Below are 609 nucleotides of genomic sequence, written 5' to 3'. Positions count from 1 at the left end.
ACACGCAGCGGGCGGGGATGCCGACGACGTCGCGGGCGGGTCGTCCGAGCTGCGCCGACACGATGCGGATGTCGCGCTCGCTCACGGGCTCGAAGGGCGGGCGGGTCATCGCCCGCTTCCCTCGGCCGGCGCAGGCGCATCCGTGGCCGATGGGGCGAGCCCCGCCGTCATCACGGAGTCGAGCAGCGTGCGCATCCAGTCGCCCTTCGATTCGGTCACATCCGCCGAGACCTCGGCTGCGGCATCCGCCTTGGCCGCCTCGGTCCGGTCGTCGATGACGAGGTAGCTCACCTCGCCCGGCATCACGTAGTACAACCGCTCGCGTGCCTGGGTCATGATGAACGTCTCGTCGTTCCAGCGTTCGCGCTCATCGCGCAGCCGCTGCACCTCGTCCTCCTGCTGGGAGACGGCGGCGCGCAGCTCGGCGATCTGCTGCCGTTGCTGCGCGAACGCGGCGATGGTCGGCGCCAGCACGACCACGGCGAGCACGAGCACTCCCATCATGATGACGGAGAAGCCTGAGAATCGGATGCCGCTGAGCCAGCCCGCCCGATCGGCACCGGCCGAGCCGGCGGCACCTGCGGCGCGGGCGGTGCGGCGCGTTCGCGG

The 609-nt window shown here is 71.6% G+C and carries 1 protein-coding gene and 1 pseudogene; both read right to left on the bottom strand.

The window, feature by feature from the left end; genetic code table 11:
- A pseudogene (locus GH736_RS25480) lies at positions 1-109 on the bottom strand (DUF501 domain-containing protein); the annotation flags it as partial.
- On the bottom strand, positions 106-609 hold a 504-nt coding region (locus GH736_RS24025), incomplete at its 5' end, for an FtsB family cell division protein (RefSeq protein WP_328596966.1). The pseudogene GH736_RS25480 and the gene GH736_RS24025, both read right to left, overlap by 4 nt.

The sequence above is a fragment of the Agromyces humi genome (assembly GCF_009720255.1).
GTDB classification, from domain to species: domain Bacteria; phylum Actinomycetota; class Actinomycetes; order Actinomycetales; family Microbacteriaceae; genus Agromyces; species Agromyces humi.
The sequence above is the reverse complement of the archived record's forward strand: the minus strand, read 5'-3'. Positions and strand labels throughout refer to the sequence as shown.